A 16,213-nucleotide genomic window follows, 5' to 3' on the forward strand; every position below is an offset into this window, starting at 1 on the left:
GGGACCCCGCCCGCTAACACCGCGTCAACACCAACAGAGCGAGGATGCCGTGCCGCTGACCATTTCGATCGACGCATTCGAGGTTGTCACCGATCCTGCTGCTGCGCCGCCCACGGCCGCCAGCGACCGGCCGGTGCGCAGCGATGCCCTGGACACGCTGGGTGCAACGCCCAACTACTTGGCCGCCAGCGGATTCGACGGCTCCCTGGGCAGCACGGCGCTCATGGCCGGTGCGTCCCTTACTGCAGACGACATGCTTCCAATTGCAGTCGGGCTGGGTTCAGAGGATCTGACCACGGCAGACATCCGCAAGGCGTCGGCCTGTCTCTGGCGTGCCGCCTCGAAGCTCGACTCATTGACCTCGGCGCTGGCGGCTGCAGCGTCTGACGACGTTGGCGCTGATGTCGCTCTCGGCGCAGTCGTCGAAGGCATGCTGCTGGCGTCCTACGGGTTCAACGAGCACAAGGGCGACCCGCCGGCGCCGGCTGCGCTCGGGCGGATAGCGCTCGCGGCGCCCGATGGCACCGACGCGGCAGCAGCCATTGCACGTGCCGCCACCATGGCCGGCGGGATCGCGCTGGCCCGCGACCTCGTGAACCAGCCAGCCGGGGCGCTCACCGCGAGCGGCCTCGCCACTGCCGCAGTCGATGCAATCGAAGCAGCTGCGGCAGATGGCGATCCCGCAGCGGGCACGGCGTCGGTCGAGGTATGGGACCGCGAACGGCTCGCAGCCGAACGATGCGGCGGGCTGCTCGGCGTCAACGCAGGCTCGACAGAGCCCCCCACCCTCGTCCGCATGCGATGGCAGCCGGCGGCCACTCCGCGTGCGGTTGTCCATCTCGTCGGAAAAGGCATCACTTTCGATACCGGTGGGCTCAACCTCAAGTCGTTCGAAGGCATGGAGTGGATGAAGGTGGACATGGGCGGTGCTGCGGCAGTCATCGGGGCGATGAGCGCCATCGCCCGATTGGCACCCGACGTCGCAGTCACCGGCATCTGCTGCTGCACGGACAATCAACCCGGACCCACGGCCACCAAGCCCGGCGATGTGCTGCGCATCCGCAATGGCAAGACGGTCGAGGTGCTGAACACGGACGCCGAGGGCCGGCTCGTCCTCGCGGACGGCCTTTCGCTGGCGGTCGAAGAGGAGCCTGACCTCGTGGTAGATCTCGCCACGCTCACGGGCGCTTGCCTCGTCGCCCTGGGCGACAGGTACGCGGGGCTGATGGGCAACAACGCGTCGGCGATCCGGCGCACCGAGGCTGCGGCGCATGCTGCGGGGGAGCACCTGTGGCATCTGCCGCTGCCGGCGGAGTATCGCGAGCAGCTGGATTCGCCGATTGCCGACCTGCGCAACATCGGCAAAGGCCGCTACGGGGGCACGCTCGTGGCCGGCATCTTCCTGTCGGAATTCGTCGGCGAGACCCCCTGGGTGCATCTCGACATTGCCGGGCCAGTACGAGCCGATTCTGATGCTGGCGAGCTGTCCAAGGGTGCGTCCGGCTTCGGTGTGCGCACGCTGGTCGAACTGGTCTGCAATTGGTGATTGGGTGCCGCGCTGTATGTGCAGGAGAGCGTCGGCGCCCCGGCTGGTCGCGTCACACACCTCGGGTTGCGTGAGGCCGTACGCAGCGTTCCGCCCACGCCCACGCGGTTGCCTCGTTGGCGACCCTCGGCGCCAATCCCAGCATCACGAGCCGCTCTGCGGATTCGTGGAGGCCGTGACCAAGCATCAGCATGCACGTCGCAAGCAGCCGCGTTTCGCCCACGGAAAAGTCCGTATGTCCAACGGTGCGAGTCCAGCGACCGATCTCGTCGCGCAGTTCGCGTGGCATGCGAACGTGCAGCCTGCGTGGTACCGGCGGCATCTGCCTGCGCACAATCAGGACGGCGTCGTTCTCGAAGCGGGCCAGATCGAACATACGGCAGCGGTCGATGGTTCTCATGAACGTGCTCTGGCGACCGCCGCGGTGCTGAAGACCGAGTCGCTGCGCGGTGGACTCGAGGTCTAGGCGCAGAATCTCACCTGGGGCCAGTTCGTCGAATTCGCGCGCAAGCAGCCGCAGCAGCCAGACCGCACTGGGGCCGAGCACAGCGATCCAGAAGCGCTCCACGTAGGCCGAGCGCGGGTCGTGGCCATCGCGGTGCAGGTTGGGATCGTCCCAAGGCTGTACCTGCAGGACCCGCAGTGGCTCCGCCGCAGTTCCGTTGTGTGCGGTGCCCCCCGGCCCGGTTGCAGTGCCGCCGACCAGTTGCAGCGCGGCTGGGGTGGCCCCATCTGGAGCGGCCGAGCGGACGGGGACTGTGGGCCTCTGTTCAGCTGGCACTGGGATCTCCCTCACGTTCTCGCGCGACTGCCATTCACCTGGAACGGAATACTTGTATATCAAAAAAGATTAAAATAACATGAAAATTATTGGAAGTGCTACAACGCTCGTCAGATCGAGTCCTGCGCGATGGGTCAGACTGGGTGAGATGAACCCGGATGAGATGAACACTGGGGCCGATTCGAGTTCCGCAGTCGACGACGTGCGAACTGTGGCTGGATGGATCGACGAAGCACGTGCCATCACGGTGCTCACCGGTGCAGGCATCTCCACCGATTCAGGCATTCCGGACTTTCGCGGTCCCAATGGCGTGTGGACGAAGAACCCCGCCGCCGAGAAGCAGGCGACGCTGCAGAACTACTTGGCCGATCCCGAGGTGCGCGTCTTGGCGTGGCGAGCTCGCATGGACCACCGGGCCTGGGGCGCCGAGCCCAACGACGGTCATCGGGCCCTCGTGCAGCTGGAGCGCCGTCGCAAGTTGGTGTCGCTCTTGACGCAGAACGTGGATGGGCTGCACCACGACGCCGGATCAGACCCCGACAAGATCGTGGAGGTGCACGGCACCATCCGCGAGGTTGCGTGCCTGGAGTGCGACTACCGCGACGACATGGGAATCGCGCTGGACCGGGTTCGGCTCGGCGCGGACGACCCACCATGCCCCGAGTGCGGCGGGATTCTCAAGAGCGCCACGATCAGCTTCGGCCAGCAGCTCGTTGCACGAGACCTGCTGCGCGCTCAGATCGCGGCCGAAAACTGCGACCTGATGCTGGCCGTGGGCACGACGCTGGCCGTATACCCCATCGCTGCGGTTGTACCCACAGCCAAGTCGGCCGATGCACGCGTGGTGATCGTCAACGCCGAGCCCACCGAGATGGATCACCTAGCCGACATGGTCCTGCGGATGTCCATCTCTGAGGTGCTGCCGCGAATCTGCGGCGGCATCGCCCGCCTGAGCTGACACCCGCGTGGCGTCCGGGGTGACTAATTCTTGACCAGATAGGTAGGATTTAGGATCCGAGCCTGATCGGTTGATCAGGTCGTACCGGACGCGACGCCGAGTCACGAACAGGGAGGCCCAGATGCCCTCGTTCCGCGAACTGCTGACAGCGACCAAACGCGAGATCACCGAGATCGACACGGCCACCGCCGCCGAGTGGATCTCCGACCGTTCACCGGTCGTGCTTGACGTGCGCGAGCCCGACGAGTACGAGCAGGGTGCGCTCACCGATGCGATCCATATCCCGCGCGGGCATCTCGAGGCGCAGATCGAGAACCGAGTGCTCGATCACGACGCCGAGATCATCATCTATTGCGCCGGCGGCGTTCGCTCGGCCTTTGCGGCCAAGACACTCGCCGAACTCGGGTACCCCAACTCGGTCTCCATGGATGGCGGCTTTGGCCGCTGGAAGGACGAAGGTCGTCCGTGGGCCACGCCTGCCTCCCTCGGCGCCGAACAGCGCAACCGCTACCTGCGTCACCTGCTGCTGCCCGAGGTGGGCGAGGCCGGACAGCTCAAGCTGCTCGACGCCAAGGTGCTCATGCTGGGCGCCGGCGGCCTCGGCTCTCCCGCAGCGCTGTACCTGGCTGCGGCCGGCGTCGGCACCATCGGCATCATCGACATGGACGTGGTGGACGAGTCCAACCTGCAGCGCCAGATCCTCCACAACGTCGACCGGGTAGGCGACCGCAAGGTGGATTCGGCCAAGAAGACCCTCACTGCCCTGAACCCTGACGTCAACGTGGTCACCTACGACACCCGGCTCGGAGCCGATAACGTGCTCGATGTCTTGTCGGGCTGGGATGTCGTCGTGGACGGCGCCGACAATTTCCCGAGCCGCTACCTGCTCAATGACGCGTCGGTGAAGCTGGGCATTCCGGTGGTGCACGGTTCGATCTTCCGCTTCGAGGGCCAGATCACGGTCTTCGACCCGCACAACGGTCCGACCTATCGCGATTACCTGCCCGAGCCCCCGCCGGCAGAACTTGCTCCCTCGTGCGCTGAAGCTGGCGTGCTCGGCGTGCTGCCAGGCATCGTCGGGTCGATCCAGGCGCTCGAGACGATCAAGCTGATCCTGGGCATCGGCGACGGCTTGGCGGGTCGCATCATCGCGTTCGACTCGCTGGAGATGTCGTTCCGCGAGTTCCGGCTGCGGCCCGACCCCTCCAACGAGGTGACCTACGCCAATCGCGAACGCATCAGGGTCAGCGAGCTCGACGGTCTCTGCAGCCCCACGCTGAGCTGAGCCCGTCCCGCTCCGGGGCCGCGACGACAGAGGGGCCGGGAGCCACCGGTACGCTGCCCACTCATGGCCCAGAAGCGCTTCGTCGTGATCGGCGGTGGCCCGGCGGGCCATTCGGCGGCAACCTACGCGGCGCGCTACGGCGCAGAGGTGACGCTCATCGAGCGTGACATCGTCGGCGGTTCTGCGCACCTGCGCGATTGCGTGCCGTCCAAGATCATGATCGCGACGGGCTCCGCGCTCAGCTTCGCCGGCCACCTTGACGACATGGGCTTAGCCAATGTCTCCACGTCGGTCGACACGCCGCACCTGCGCCAGCGCATCGGCGATATCGAGGACCGCCTCGCGGACGTGGCCCGGCAGATGCTGGTCAGACAGGGTGTGCGGATCTTGTCTGGCTCAGGTCGGCTGCTCGGGCTCAACGAGGTCTGCGCCGACACATCCGACGGAGCGGTCGAGCTGTCCGCCGACGTGATCGTGCTGTCGACCGGCAGCCGTCCCCGGATCCCCGACTGGGCACCCATCGACGGTGAGCGGATTCTCACTACCCGTGACGCGTACCCGCCAGCGGAGCTTCCTGAGCACCTCGTCGTCGTGGGCTCCGGTGTGACCGGTGTGGAGTTCGTGCACATGTTCACCTCGCTGGGCTCGAAGGTGACGCTGATCGTCAGCCGACAGCAGGTGCTGCCGCACAAAGATCCCGAGGCCGCCGCTGTGCTCGAGCAGACCTTCGGCGATCTCGGCGTGCACATGCTCAAGGGCGCACGTGCGGTGAGCATCGTGCGTGACGGCGACGCCGTAGAAGTCGTCTGCAGCGATGGGCGAACGGTGCAGGCATCGCATGCGCTGATTGCCATCGGCTCGATCCCCAACAGCGACGGGCTGGGTCTCGAGAACACCGACGTGCGCGTCGACGAGCACGGATTCGTCGAGGTCGATCACAACCTCTGCTCGTCGGTTCCGAGCATTTATGCGGCCGGCGACTTGTCCGGCAAGCTGCCGCTGTCGTCGGTGGCGGCCATGCAGGGGCGCAAGATCGTCGAGCATTCGATGGGCCCGCACGACAGCCGGCCCCATCGGCACCTCGACTACGACAAGGCCGCGTCGGCCATCTTCACCGAGCCCGAGATCGCCGATGTCGGACTTGCCGAGGCCGAGGCGTTTGCCACGGGCCGCAAGATCCGCGTCACCAAGGTGCCGTTCGGTGCCAATGCCAAGGCGCTGATCGAGGAGAATCCTCGTGGCTTCGTCAAGATCGTCTCAGACCCGCTGACCGGCCAGGTCCTGGGCGGATCGATCGTGGGCCGCCATGCAGCCGAGCTGATCTCGGTGGTGGCGCTGGCTGTGAGCGCGAACCTGCGAGTCCAGGACATCGCCGAGAGCCTGTTCGTATATCCATCCCTGAGCGAGGCCCTCTGCGAGGCAGCCGAGTGAGTAGGCCTGAGGCCGCCGAGTGAGCCACCGCAGTTGGCGGGCTCGCCTCATTCTTATTTCGCTGGCGGCGTTGACCCTGCTGGGAGCAGTCGCGACCGCTGGCTCTGCATTCGTGCTGCTCCAGCTCGGGCGGATCGAACGTCACCCCCTCGCAGACGTGCTCACCTCAGCGCCTCAGCAGCCAGTGACGGCGGCCGATGTCGTGATCGGCCAGACGTCGACAGCGTTCGGGAATCCCGATGGTGAGCCCCTTGGACACACAGCTGAGGGCGGCGGAGGCGGCACGACGGGAGATGGCGACGGAGCAGCCGATGAGGCCGACGCGGCATCGGGATCGGCTGGTACAGACAACCTATCCCCAGGGCAGCCAGTGCTCCCAGGCAGCCCGACGGGCGAGAACTACCTGCTCGTGGGCATCGACAGCACGTTGGGGCTCCCAGCGGACGACCCTTTGCGCGCGGGCCATTCAGACTTCAGCCGACTCGCAGACGTGATCATGGTGATTCGGCTGCGCGATGACGGGACGGCCGCAATGATGTCGATCCCGCGCGATCTCGCCGCCGAGATCGCAGGCACCAGCGACATCGCAGGCATCGGTCAGATTGCCAAGATAAATAGCGCCTACAACCGTGACCGAACGACCGCTGGTCGCGCTGCACGAATGATCGACACCGTGGAGGAGAATCTCGAGATCACCTTGCAGCACTTCATCGAAGTCGACTTCCAGGCCTTCCTACGACTCGTGGACGCAGTCGGCGGCGTTCAGATGACGTTTAGCCAGCCCCTCAGAGATCAACCGAACGGCGGTACGAGCAGTCCGACTGAGAGCCGTAGTGGCTTCGTCACCAAGGCTGGCACGCACGTCCTTGACGGCCGGCAGGCACTGGCGTACGTACGGAGCCGCCACCTCGAAGAGCAGTCTCCTGACGGCACGTGGCACCGCCATGGAATCTGGAATGATCTCGCTCGCAACGACCGCCAACGCGAGTTCATGCGTATTGCCGCCGAGCAAGTCGCACCGGGACTTCTCGCGAGTCCGATCAAGTTGCTCTCGATTCTTGACATCGCAGCCGACCATCTGTCGACCTCTGACACTCTGAGCATTGTGAACGATGGCCGGCGTCTCGCGTCGAGATTCCCGGGCATCGACTTCGATGCCGACATCGAGGAATATGAGCTGCGGGTGCAGGATGTCCACGATCCCGTGCGGTGGTCGCTGGGGCTCACGCCCGACCCCCACAACCAGCGGGTGCTGGATGTGTTCCGGGGCATCGGCTGGGACGACATTGTGGAGTCACGCGTGACGGTGTACGTCACGGGCACGGCGCGCCATCGGCTTGCAGCAGAGCTGAGCGAGCTCGGCTTCGACGCGGAGGCCGCGGGAGCGATACCCGAAGGCGTTGATCGCCCTCCGGTCGGCACGGTCGTCTATCTCTCTTCTGAGGGTCGCCTTGCAGCGGGACTGCTCGCCAGTCACCTCGTGCCTGTGCCAGACTTCGCCGGCCATGACGACCTCGATGCAACCACGGTGATCCTGCACGCAGGCGAGCGGCCACTGCGCGTCGATGCGGGCTACCGGCGGGTTGACGTGCCGACTGCTGAACAACTTGTGCCATGAGCGAAACAGCGCCCCCGCAGCGGATCCTCGTCGTCGGCGCCGGCTACGTCGGCCTCACGACGGCGGCGTGCTTCGCCCACCTTGGCCATGACGTCATCTGTGCCGACATCGATCGTGCCAAGGTGGCGTCGCTGTCAGCTGGCGTCGTGCCGATTCGCGAAACCGATCTCGACCGGCTGGTCGCTGAGGGCATCGCACAGCGTCGCCTCCGCTTCGTGATCTCGGCGGAGGCTGTTGCGGCCACATGCGATTTCGCCTTCCTGTGCGTCCCGACGCCATTGCGTGCTGACGGTGAGACGGAGCTCAGCTATCTCATGGCTGCACTCGATTCGGTGGCGTCACGACTGCGGCCTGGCTCGGTGCTGGTGACCAAGTCGACCGTGCCGGTCGGCACTGCACCCAAGATCGCGGCGGCGCTGGGACGGACCGATGTAGCGCTGGCGTCGAATCCCGAGTTCCTGCGGGAAGGGTCGGCGGTGGCCGACTTCCTGGCACCCGATCGAATCGTCATCGGGGCCGACGACCTCTCGGCGGCGCACCGGGTCGCAGCGCTGTATGCGGGCATGGATGCGCCGGTGATTCTCAGCGATCCGACGTCAGCCGAAACGGTCAAGTACGCGGCGAATGCCTTTCTGGCCGCCAAGGTCTCGTTCGTGAACGCGCTCGCCGCTGTGTGCGAAGCAGTCGGGGCCGACGTCGACTCGGTGCTCGAGGGGGTCGGCTCTGATCACCGCATCGGTTCTGCGTACCTGCAACCCGGCCCCGGCTGGGGCGGTTCGTGCCTGCCGAAGGACACTCGCGCCTTGGTGTCGGTCGCAAATGACGCTGGTTACGTCTTCCATCTGCTCGAAGGAGTCATCGCGGTGAACGAGCAGCAGCTCGACCGAGTGGTCGACAAGGTTGCTCGCGTAGTCGGCATCGAGCTTGCCCCGCCATCCGATCTCGGCGCCAGCGCACCCGAGGCCGACGTTCGGTGTCTCGATGGTGTGACGGTGGCGGTGCTCGGCCTGACCTTCAAGGCGGGCACCGATGACCTGCGAGGCTCTCCCGCACTCAGGGTGGCCGACCGGCTTGGAGTTGTGGGAGCGCAACTCGTGGCGTACGACCCAGCGTTGGGCGACGACCTCGACGCTCGACCCGACATCTCCGCACAGCTGCCGGCGGCCCTGACCGTTCGCAGTTCTGCGTTCGAGGCCCTGCGCGGCGCCGATGTGGCCGTTGTGCTCACCGAGTGGCCAGAGTTCGCGACGCTGGACTGGGCCCGGGCGGCCGCCGAGATGGCTGCTGCTCGCATCGTGGATGCCCGCAACCTGCTCGATCCCGTCCAGCTGCGCGCAGCAGGCTTCACTTACGAAGGCCTCGGCAGGCGCTAACGCCTTCGCTGAGCCGGACCGGGCGGGCGCGCCGGTAGCTTGTCGCCCCGTATGGCGAGATCAGCCGCTGCCAAGAAAGTCGCCAAAGCGGCGAGCGCCGGCGGAAGCGGCAGAGGCTTCCGCCCTCGGCGCGACCTTCTGTTCCCGGCGGCGATGCTCCTCGTCGTCATTCTGGGCGTCGTACTGATTCTGATGGCCCGAAATGAACGGTCCACGAATGCCCCCGCTGGTCCTCCGCGCCTGGGCGACCACTGGCACTCGCTCTACGCGATCTACGACTGTGACGAATTCAACCTCGACCTCTACCCCAACGATGTCGATGACCTGTCGGGCATACACACTCACGGCGACCGGCTCATCCACATCCATCCGTTCCATACCGGCGTGACAGGGCAGTTCGCCACCGTCGGTGAATTCATGGGTGAGATCGAGTTCCAGTTGGACGACTCGACGATCGAGCTGCCCGACGGGACGATTCTCGACGAATCCGGCGAGGGATGTGCGTCGCCTGATCCCGACAGCGACGACCCGGACATCTCTGAACCGGGAGCGGAGTTGCGCATCATGCGCTGGGAGACCTTGCAGGCCGAAAAGGCGCTGGCCTTCACAGAGGACCTGCGAGATGTGCGCTTCTTGGGCGACGGCCAGATCTTCGTGTTCGCCTACGTCCATCCGAGCGTCGAAAACGCCGACGTTCCGCGACCCGACGACGCGTTCCTGCGTTCCTACCTCAACCTGCCGTCAGAGGACCAACCGCTCACCGATGGCTCGGTCGAAGAGGGACCGGTACTCGATGACGGAGGCGGGAGCGAGCCCTTCGAAGGCGACCTGCCGGTCACGTCTGAACCCAATGAGACTGTCGAGCCCGGCACCGACGAGAACTCGATGGGCGGCGAGCCGGCTGCCGCGACACCCTGAGGGCCAGCACCGGGGACCTCGAGATGAAGGCGATCCTGCTGCTGGGAGGTTCGGGCACCCGGCTGCGGCCGCTGACCAACGACACTCCGAAACAGATGCTGCCTGTGTGCGGGCGTCCGATGATCGAGTGGGTCTGCGAGCATCTCAGCCAACACGGTGTGAACGAAGTGGTGCTCTCGCTGGGCTACCGAGCCGATGCGTTCACCAAGGCGTACCCGCAGGGTCGCATCGGCCGGCTGGCGTACGAGGTGGCGGTAGAGCCGGAACCGCGGGGCACTGCGGGAGCGGTGCGGTTTGCCGCGGAGGCCAGCGGCATCACCGGATCGTTCTTGGTGCTCAACGGGGACGTGCTGACCGACCTCGACATCGGAGCCCTCGCACGTTTCCATGCGAGCTTGGGAGCGGAAGCCACCATTGCGCTGCAGCCGGTCGCCGATCCGACGCCGTATGGCTTGGTGGCGGCCGATCCGGAAGGCCGGGTGCTGTCGTTCTCGGAAAAGCCGGAATCGGGCGTCGCTCGAAGCGCACTGCCGCGTGGCGAACGGCCCACCATCAGCGCCGGCACCTACGTGCTGACCCCAGCAGTGCTCGATCGCATCGCGCCCGACCGGCCCGTCTCCATCGAGCGGGAGATCTTCGGGCAGCTGGTCGCAGACGGGACGCTGGCGGCGCTGGTCTCAGATACCTACTGGCTCGACACGGGCACGCCGCAGCAGTATCTGGCAGCCAATCTCGACATCCTCGACGGCCGGCGTGCCGGTGCCAGAGTGGTCGACGCCAGCACGGTGGCGTCTGGGAGCATCCATCCCCATGCGCGCATCCGAACGTCGGTCATTGGCAGCGGATGCGAAATCGGACCCGACGCCGTCGTGCAGCGATCAGTAGTGGGGGACGGCTGCCGCCTCGCCGCCGGTGCTGTCGTGATCGACTCGGTGCTCGGCACAGGCGCGGTTGTAGGCGCTGGGGCAATGCTCTCTGCGTACTCGGTGGTCGGCAGCGGCGAGCGAATCGCCCCGGGCGCCGTCCTGCGCGCGCAGCGGCAGCCGCCCGCCTGAGCATTGGTGCTGCGCGAAAAATCGCTGTCTCGGCGTCTGGGCGAGAAGTAGCATCGGTCTATGGATTGGGGGTCGGTGCCGCCGCTGCTCACTGTGGTCCTGGCGTCGCTCGTTGCTTTGGCGGGCGCTATGTGGGCGGTGCTGAAGGTGATACGCGTCGAACTCGCGGAGCGTTTCGATGCCCGCTTCGATGCGGTCGATTCCCGCTTCGAGGCACTCATAGCGCGTTTCGATGCCCGTTTTGACGCAGTCGATTCGCGGTTCGATGCGGTCGATTCGCGGTTCGATGCGGTCGATTCGCGGTTCGATGCGGTCGATTCGCGGTTCGATGCCCTGGACAAGCGTGTCGATGGCGTCGACCGTCGGTTTGATGAGCTCTGGGTCGACTTGCGTGCTCTGACGGAGCGTGTCGATCGGATCGTCGAGGGGATTCCACCGTTGCAGCCAGCCTAGGAAACGGCTGAACAGTTCCCCCCTCTGTCAACGTGGTGTGAGACAGCTGATGGCTGTGAATCACTGAGCCCCGGGGGCGGCGATGCGAGCACTGCCGTGGTCGATGAGACGAACGGTTATGTGCAAGCGCGTGTGAGGCTGGCATGGAACGCACTCGTGGCGCAGACGGCTGATGTGATGGGCTACCTGGTGGAACGGCGCACCCACTACTGCTACAGGGATCCTGCTGGGGTGGACCAGCTGACGTTCTTTAACAAAGTCCACGAGTGGGACTTCGAGCAGGCCCAAGAACGGCACGTCGTCGAGGAGTTCTCGGTGAGCCCGTCCCAGCTCAGCTTCGTGGACCTGGGCAGCCCCAGCACCTATGAGCGCGATGACGGCACCGTCTATGTCACCCGGCCCTCAGGAGTGAGGTTGAGTTCGGCCGAAGCAGGAGACGACGCATTCGTGACGATCCGGCAGGAATATCGCATCGTCACGATCCGCCGCGACGCCGACCCGACCTATTCCACCAGCGTGCTCGTGGGATACGACCACACCGCCACGGGCGCCAACCGCATCACCGTCACCCCTCAGCCGACCGAGCTGTCCGAGCCCAACTGTGTCGGCACCGCTCCGGCGATCACGCTCGGCGACATCGTGGTGAGCGCCATCGGGTCCACCACGGCGACCGTCATCGTGCCGATCCACAACGCCGACAACACACTGGTGTACTTCGGCTACGCCACCAACACCATCGGGTGGCAGTACCGCTACGTGCAAGTTTCGTCGAGCACTGCGTCGGTCACCCTCACCGGGCTTGCGCCCGGCACCAGGTACTACATACAGGCATCGTTGGACTCCGGCTTCGACCGGGGCAGAAACCGCGTCACCACCTTCGACACGCAGCCCGCCAGCTAGCGCTGTCTGCTAGAGCGCGTTCAGCAGCGAGCCCAGCACCACTGCCATGTTCGCCCCGAACAGCGTCGTCATGATGCCCACAGCCCAGTAGTGGCGATGTCGTGACGTGCGCACATCGGCCTCGCGCTGTGCTGCTGCTTCTATGCGGTCGGTTTCGCGTTGTGCTGCGAGTGCGTCAATTCTGGCGGCGAGGTCGCGCATGTCGGCCTTGGTCACGATGCGGTCGGCTTCGCGTTGTGCTGCCAGTTCTGTGCGGTCGGTTTCGCGTTGTGCTGCGAGTGCGTCGATTCTGGCGGCGAGGTCGCCTATGTCGGCCTTGGTCGCGATGTCCGCGAGCGGAGCGGGCGCCAGGCACGACATCAGGTACTCCGCGAGCGGCTCGTCGGCGTGGTCACAGAACCAAGCGTAGAGCCGAGATCGTTCTTGTTCAGTCACAGATGACTCCCTTTCGTGGCCCTGCCGGACGCGGCAGGCCGCGACGGCGTGCGGGCACGCTCGATGAGCGCGCGCACCAGCGGCGGCTGGGCTTTGCGGCTCGGGCTCGGCGGTTCGGGTACCGCCGTTCGGGCTGGGCCGCTGGCTGCGCAGTCGGCCGCGGCTAGGCGCGGCAATCCGCCCGCGACCGTAGCGCCGCGCCAGACGGAAACGGGCTCGATTTTCCGGTCGCGGACGAGTCAGCCAGGCTGTTCAGCCGAGGGTGCCGGCCGGGGTGCGCTGGGCGGCCCAGCCTGCGACGGCCGCCGTCTGACGACTAGCGAAACAGGTCCTCGGCGGGATCTCGGATGATTTCCGAGCGCACTGAGGCACGTCGCAACCAGCTGGGATCGACGCCCCGCACGATGGCGACCGGCACGCCTAGCGCCTTGCCGCACACCAAGTCGGCTGCGGAGGCAATCTCGTCGGCCACGCACACCTCGGTGACCATGAGCTCGCGGCCCAGTGCATCGGCAGTGCCCTTCAGGTCGACGACGGCGGCGATGCCCGCGCAGCCGATGGCGACGTCGGTGACGCCGCGCCGCCATGGGCGTCCGAACGTGTCGGAGATGATGACTCCGACGGTGCGGCCCGAGAGTGCCCGGATTCGATCGCGGATCTTGTTGGCGGAACGGTCGCTGTCGTCGGGCAGCAGCGCGGCGTAGCCCCGTTCGACGTTGGACAGGTCGATTCCGGCGTTCGCGCAGATGAAGCCGTGCTTGGTCTCGCTGATGATGAGATCGCCGCGGCGGCGCAGGATACGCACCGATTCGCGCTCGACGAGCGGCTTATGCGACAGCGGGTCGTCGGGATCGATGGTCTCCATCGCGCCCTCGGCCTTGGAGACGATCTTTTGCGTCACCACGAGCACGTCGCCGTCACGCAAGCCCGCGGGCAACCCCGCGCAGGCGCTTGAGATGACCGCTCCGAGATCGGCACCGAAGGTGATCTCGCCGATGCCTTCGACAGGGTGCAATTCGATGGTCACGTGGTTCCCTTCGCACTCGCAGCTTCGAGCGTTGCCCGGGCCAGCGCGGCAGCGCGGTCCGGGTCGGCCATGATCGTGTCGGTGACGACGGGCGTCATCCCCGCTTCGGCCACTGCGGGGGCGAGGTCGTCATCGGCATGGTCGATCACCAATGTGCCGGCGAAGTCGGCGTACAGCCGTGCGACGCCCGCAACGCTGGGCTCGTGGCCCAGCTCACGCATCATGGCGCCAGCGGGCCCTTTGATCGATGTGCCGCCCACGATGGGCGACACGGCGACGACGCTGTCGCGTCGGCGGCACAGGGTCTCGCGCACCTGTGGCACGTCCACCACCGGGCCGATCGAGACAAACGGATTGGACGGCGCCACCACGATGGTCTCGGCGTCCTGCAGGGCTCGGAGCACTCCCGGCGCGGGCCTAGCGGCATCGATGCCCGCGAAGCGAACCGCGCTCACCGCGATGCCGTGCTGACGGGCGACGAAATAGTCCTGAAAGTCGATCTCAGCGGCCCCGACGGGCTCTGCCGGTGTGATCCGTGTCTGGATCGGATCGTCGCTGACCGGCAGCAGTGTCAGTTCAAGTCCGAATCTGGCGGCGATCTCGCCGGTCACCTGCGACAGGGATGCGCCCTCGCTGCGACGCTGGGTGCGGAACAGGTGCAGCGCCAAGTCCAGGTCGCCGAGCTTGAACCAGTCCTGTCCGCCGAGGCGCCCCAGCTCGGTGAGCACGCGCCAGGTCTCGCCGGCCCGTCCCCAGCCGGTCTCGGGATCGATCTGGCTGGCGAGCGTGTACGTGACGGTGTCGAGGTCGGGGCTGATGTTCAGGCCGTACAGAGTGAAGTCGTCGCCCACATTGACGATCGCGGTCACCTCCGCGGGTCGGCGGACGCGCAGCAGCCCGCTGAGGAACCGGGCTGCCCCCACCCCGCCGGCGAGGACGGCGACCGAATCCGCTGCGCCATCAGCAGTCGGTCGTTCAGCCCCCAACACAGCCTGTGACGCTAGCGACCCGGTGTCGCAGCGCTGGAGGGTGATGCCCAAGCACTGGGTGTCCAGATGCCGTAGGAATCGCCGTCTGCTTGCACTTGGACCTCATAGAGCGTCGTGTTCTGCAAGCCGGTGATCTCTGTTGGCGAGCTGACATTGCGCATCGTCGTCCACGACCCGCCCACTGGCCGGTATCTGACTCGGTAGCCGGACGGCTCGGCACTGCCGACGTTCAATGGCGGCCTCCAACTGACCTCTAATCCCCGGTCTCGCGGTCGCACAGCGAAGTCGCGTGGCACCCCGGGCCTGTCGGTGCGCGGATCGCAGTCCGGGTCCAGCCGGCGCAGGGCGTCGATTGCAGCCTCGACAACGGAATCGGCGACAGCTGCGGACCCGCCGAAGATCGTGAGCTTGACAGCATCTGCATCGGGAGTCGGACTCCCCAAGAAGCCGCATGTCGGGTCCGGCAGGACCTGCTCGGAGAGCAGCAACGGAGCGTGCAGCAGGCCCAACAGCGTCCCGCCAACCAGCGCATCGGGGAATTTCCAGCCGTTCGCGAGGCCGAATTCGTCAGTGTCGAAGCAGCGATCGGTCAGCGATTGAGCGATCTCGACTGCCGTCCCAAAGCGATCCTGGCCCCACAGGCGCTGAACTTCGATTCCCAGTTCCTCGAGTTCCTCGGCGACCGAGACGTCGATCGCGGCCGGTCCGCCGGCAATCACGACCTGCTCGATCTCAAGGTCCACGACGTATTCCTTGACCGCCTCGGGAAGCCGGTCGCGCTTCGTCAGAAGAGCCGGATGCGGGCCTGCGAAGGCGAGCGGCGACAGCGCTAGAGCATCGGCAAATGTCTCCCCGTTGGCAAGCAAAGCCGTCCGGAGGCCGTCCCCGCAGAAGCTGCCGATCTCGTTGGCGCCGATCTTGCGCGCAATCGTTGTCACCGTCCGGTAGCGATTCACGCCTTCCAGCCGTTCAGGCGCACCGTCGATCAGCTCAGACAGCGAGTCCTCGACATCGGTTGAGATCGCGGCAGGGCCCCCCGCGATGATGAGGTCGGTGATGCGATGGCTCTCGATGAACTTGCGCGTCGCTTGATGGAGCACGTCTGAGGGCGTCAGCAGGATCGGTGCATCGAGCACGTTCGCCAGCGGGGTGGCTGCCAGGGCGTCGGCGAAGGACTCCCCGGAGGCCACGATGACGGTGTCGATCGCGCCGGCCTCGGAGACGAATTCGGTGGCGATTTCCACCGCAGTCTCGTATCGGTCGGCCCCCCACAGCCGATTCGATTCGATCTGCGACGCAGCGCCAGCCGAAGTCCCGACTCCTACGACGGCCGTTGCAGCCAGCATTGCGGCCACCACTGCGAGCGGTGGGCGCCGCCGGCTGGCGGGCGGGCGGAGTGCCATCCGCGGCACGGTATCGGAACCCGTCGGTCATACGGGTGAGC

Annotated in this window: 15 protein-coding genes; 10 read left to right on the forward strand and 5 right to left on the reverse strand. The window is 66.2% G+C overall.

Annotation, left to right across the window (positions count from 1 at the left end; translation table 11 throughout):
* Nucleotides 1–49 precede the first annotated feature (49 nt).
* Entirely contained in the window at nt 50–1,546 is a 1,497-nt protein-coding gene (locus tag ACPXYO_RS07325) for a leucyl aminopeptidase (RefSeq protein ID WP_423918301.1), read from the forward strand.
* Nucleotides 1,547–1,598: 52 nt separating this feature from the next.
* Here ACPXYO_RS07325 and ACPXYO_RS07330 read toward each other — a convergent pair whose 3' ends face one another.
* Entirely contained in the window at nt 1,599–2,327 is a 729-nt protein-coding gene (locus tag ACPXYO_RS07330) for a hypothetical protein (RefSeq protein WP_423918304.1), read from the reverse strand.
* 148 nt (nt 2,328–2,475) lie between these two features.
* On the opposite strand from ACPXYO_RS07330, the gene ACPXYO_RS07335 reads away from it, so the two are divergent.
* The 9 genes from ACPXYO_RS07335 (at nt 2,476) to ACPXYO_RS07375 (ending at nt 12,318) form a co-directional block, all read left to right on the forward strand.
* Nucleotides 2,476–3,285 carry an SIR2 family NAD-dependent protein deacylase gene (locus ACPXYO_RS07335; protein ID WP_423918307.1) on the forward strand — a complete coding sequence of 270 codons (810 nt, stop codon included), beginning with the start codon at nt 2,476–2,478 and terminating at the stop codon, nt 3,283–3,285.
* Nucleotides 3,286–3,406: 121 nt separating this feature from the next.
* Nucleotides 3,407–4,570 (forward strand): molybdopterin-synthase adenylyltransferase MoeB, encoded by a 1,164-nt coding sequence (moeB, locus tag ACPXYO_RS07340; protein WP_423918310.1) that lies wholly within the window; start codon nt 3,407–3,409, stop codon nt 4,568–4,570.
* A gap of 63 nt (nt 4,571–4,633) precedes the next feature.
* Nucleotides 4,634–6,001, forward strand: a complete 1,368-nt coding sequence (locus tag ACPXYO_RS07345) for an FAD-dependent oxidoreductase (protein ID WP_420623101.1) — start codon at nt 4,634–4,636, stop codon at nt 5,999–6,001.
* Nucleotides 6,002–6,020: 19 nt separating this feature from the next.
* Complete coding sequence (locus ACPXYO_RS07350; RefSeq protein ID WP_423918313.1) at nt 6,021–7,619, forward strand: LCP family protein; 1,599 nt, start codon at nt 6,021–6,023, stop codon at nt 7,617–7,619.
* Nucleotides 7,616–8,992, forward strand: a complete 1,377-nt coding sequence (locus ACPXYO_RS07355) for a UDP-glucose dehydrogenase family protein (protein WP_423918315.1) — start codon at nt 7,616–7,618, stop codon at nt 8,990–8,992. The genes ACPXYO_RS07350 and ACPXYO_RS07355 overlap by 4 nt, the downstream gene beginning before the upstream one ends.
* Before the next feature lie 51 nt (nt 8,993–9,043).
* Nucleotides 9,044–9,910 carry a hypothetical protein gene (locus ACPXYO_RS07360; protein ID WP_423918317.1) on the forward strand — a complete coding sequence of 289 codons (867 nt, stop codon included), beginning with the start codon at nt 9,044–9,046 and terminating at the stop codon, nt 9,908–9,910.
* A gap of 23 nt (nt 9,911–9,933) precedes the next feature.
* Nucleotides 9,934–10,965, forward strand: coding sequence for a sugar phosphate nucleotidyltransferase (locus tag ACPXYO_RS07365; protein ID WP_423918319.1), 1,032 nt, complete (start codon nt 9,934–9,936; stop codon nt 10,963–10,965).
* Between the two features lie 60 nt (nt 10,966–11,025).
* Nucleotides 11,026–11,418: a response regulator gene (locus ACPXYO_RS07370; protein WP_423918322.1), complete on the forward strand. Its 393-nt coding sequence runs from the start codon at nt 11,026–11,028 to the stop codon at nt 11,416–11,418.
* A 96-nt stretch (nt 11,419–11,514) separates the two neighbouring features.
* Complete coding sequence (locus tag ACPXYO_RS07375; RefSeq protein ID WP_423918324.1) at nt 11,515–12,318, forward strand: fibronectin type III domain-containing protein; 804 nt, start codon at nt 11,515–11,517, stop codon at nt 12,316–12,318.
* Between the two features lie 9 nt (nt 12,319–12,327).
* Here ACPXYO_RS07375 and ACPXYO_RS07380 read toward each other — a convergent pair whose 3' ends face one another.
* The 4 genes from ACPXYO_RS07380 to ACPXYO_RS07395 form a co-directional block, all read right to left on the reverse strand.
* Nucleotides 12,328–12,753, reverse strand: coding sequence for a hypothetical protein (locus ACPXYO_RS07380; protein WP_423918327.1), 426 nt, complete (start codon nt 12,751–12,753; stop codon nt 12,328–12,330).
* A 316-nt stretch (nt 12,754–13,069) separates the two neighbouring features.
* Nucleotides 13,070–13,780, reverse strand: coding sequence for a coenzyme F420-0:L-glutamate ligase (cofE, locus tag ACPXYO_RS07385; protein ID WP_423918330.1), 711 nt, complete (start codon nt 13,778–13,780; stop codon nt 13,070–13,072).
* Complete coding sequence (cofD, locus tag ACPXYO_RS07390; RefSeq protein WP_423918333.1) at nt 13,777–14,769, reverse strand: 2-phospho-L-lactate transferase; 993 nt, start codon at nt 14,767–14,769, stop codon at nt 13,777–13,779. The genes cofE and cofD overlap by 4 nt, the downstream gene beginning before the upstream one ends.
* A gap of 11 nt (nt 14,770–14,780) precedes the next feature.
* Nucleotides 14,781–16,172 (reverse strand): cell wall-binding repeat-containing protein, encoded by a 1,392-nt coding sequence (locus ACPXYO_RS07395; RefSeq protein WP_423918335.1) that lies wholly within the window; start codon nt 16,170–16,172, stop codon nt 14,781–14,783.
* Nucleotides 16,173–16,213 lie beyond the last annotated feature (41 nt).

Origin of the sequence: Candidatus Poriferisodalis sp. (assembly GCF_965237655.1) — a bacterium.
GTDB lineage: Bacteria > Actinomycetota > Acidimicrobiia > Acidimicrobiales > Poriferisodalaceae > Poriferisodalis.